3 protein-coding genes are annotated in these 1,840 nt (G+C 51.8%); all 3 read left to right on the top strand.

Translation table 11 applies throughout. The features are described 5' to 3' along the window. The coding region (locus tag D0T11_RS22840; protein WP_182888566.1) for a hypothetical protein at positions 1–395 on the top strand (395 nt) is incomplete at its 5' end. A gap of 10 nt (positions 396–405) precedes the next feature. Further along, a complete protein-coding gene (locus D0T11_RS22340; protein ID WP_147374799.1) occupies positions 406–651 on the top strand; it encodes a hypothetical protein in 246 nt (81 codons plus the stop codon). A 33-nt stretch (positions 652–684) separates the two neighbouring features. After that, positions 685–1,623 (top strand): tRNA epoxyqueuosine(34) reductase QueG, encoded by a 939-nt coding sequence (queG, locus tag D0T11_RS21645; protein WP_119657874.1) that lies wholly within the window; start codon positions 685–687, stop codon positions 1,621–1,623. Positions 1,624–1,840: the final 217 nt, after the last annotated feature.

Raw genomic sequence — 1,840 nt, 5'->3', positions numbered from 1 at the left:
TGGCGGCAGGCTTTGCACTGGTATTTGGGCTGGCCGTGGCGGCTGCCGTTCTTGCGCAAGTCAGCACTGCTGCACTTGCCACACGTCAACGTGGTCTGAAGCATGGGAGTAAGATACTACTCACCCCGCATTATACCACCGCCGAAAAATCAAGTTATTTCGGTTCTATTTGTAGTTGTAGTGTTAATATAGATGCTACTCTATACCTGAATTTAAACGAGGAACATAGGAATAAATATATCCTGGACTTACTGCACGATGCAGTCATGGATTTGGCCGCTACGCACAATTGGGATAAAAAACGGTTTAAGGACTCTTACGATTATATTATAGAACATAATTTTGTATTCAGGAAATATTATCCTGAATACAAAATCAAGAAGTGGAAAGTATAGCGCACGTGTAATGATCGAAAAAACAGAAGCTCATTCTATTTTATTCGTATTTGTGACTGGCGATAAGGAGGTGGGGAAAATTATTGTGAGAAAGAAGAATTGGTGGTGGTGGGATAGTTTATATACTATTGCAAGGCAATTTAAATGGCTGGATGGAGATTCATTTGGAATTAATAAGAATGGAAAATTGTGCTATCTGTCTGTTTCTAATGAAGAAATTGTAAACAATATTGTATTTAAGAGTAGTGATTTTTGACGCTATTTTTTCCGGTTGTTAAATCTGCTGCCCATGCTGCCCACCGCTCACTATACTGCTTTCATCAAACGCCGGGCGGCGGAGCTGGGCTTTATGTATTGCGGCATTTCGGAGGCGGGGTTTCTGGAGGAGGAAGCGCCCCGGCTCGAAAAATGGCTCAACCAGAACATGCACGGCCAGATGGCCTACATGGCCAACCACTTCGATAAGCGCCTCGACCCGCGCCTACTTGTGGATGGAGCCAAATCGGTGATTTCGCTGCTGCTCAACTACTACCCGCCCGCAGAAACCCAGCAGCCCGCCGACACGCTCCAGATCAGCAAGTACGCCTACGGCCGCGACTATCACTTCGTCATCAAAGACAAGCTCAAGGAGCTGCTCCACGACATGCAGCAGGAGATAGGGGAGGTAGGTGGCCGTTGCTTCGTCGATTCGGCCCCGGTGATGGACAAGGCCTGGGCCAAGAAAAGCGGGCTGGGCTGGGTGGGCAAGAACGCCAACCTGATTACGCCCGGCGTGGGCTCGTTCTACTTCATTGCCGAACTGATTGTGGACGTGCCCCTCGACTACGACGGCCCCATCAAGGACTACTGCGGTACCTGCACCAAGTGCGTAGATGCCTGCCCCACCCAGGCCATCACCGAGCCCTACGTGGTGGACGGCAGTAAGTGCATCAGCTACTTCACCATCGAGCTCAAAGACCAGATTCCGCGCGAAGTGGACGGACAGTTCGGCAACTGGGTGTTCGGTTGCGACATCTGCCAGGACGTGTGCCCCTGGAACCGCTTCGCCAAGCCCCACCAGGAGCCCCAGTTCAACCCCCACCCCGGCCTGAAAGACCTGAGCCGCACCGACTGGCAGGAAATCACGCACGAGTTGTTCTCGGAACTGTTCCGGCAGTCGGCCGTGAAGCGCACGGGCTACGCAGGGCTCCAACGCAACATCCGGTTCGTGACGGGGGAGGAGGAATAGACAAACCAGCAGGTCGGAGGGGTAGAAAGTAAAAGGTCAGGCTAACCCCAAAGCCGATAAGGTTTTCTTACTCTACCCTACTATTTTAGTTACCTGATAGTGAGCGACTTTCCAGCTAATCCAGCGCAGCAAGGCGTCCACCATCCGGGCCATCGGTTCGTGCGGGCTCATGACGGGGCGGGTGAGTTGGCGCAAAATATTGAGGCCGTGGCGGCTT

Source organism: Hymenobacter rubripertinctus, assembly GCF_003583925.1.
In the GTDB taxonomy this organism is placed as follows: Bacteria; Bacteroidota; Bacteroidia; order Cytophagales; family Hymenobacteraceae; genus Hymenobacter; species Hymenobacter rubripertinctus.
Note: the sequence above shows the minus strand (reverse complement) of the source record. Positions and strands in the feature narration are given on the sequence as shown.

Bases quoted from the DNA above. Each gene is read 5' to 3' on its own strand.
- D0T11_RS22340 (WP_147374799.1), top strand. From the start codon at position 406: ATGATCGAAAAAACAGAAGCTCATTCTATTTTATTCGTATTTGTGACT.
- queG (WP_119657874.1), top strand. From the start codon at position 685: ATGCTGCCCACCGCTCACTATACTGCTTTCATCAAACGCCGGGCGGCG.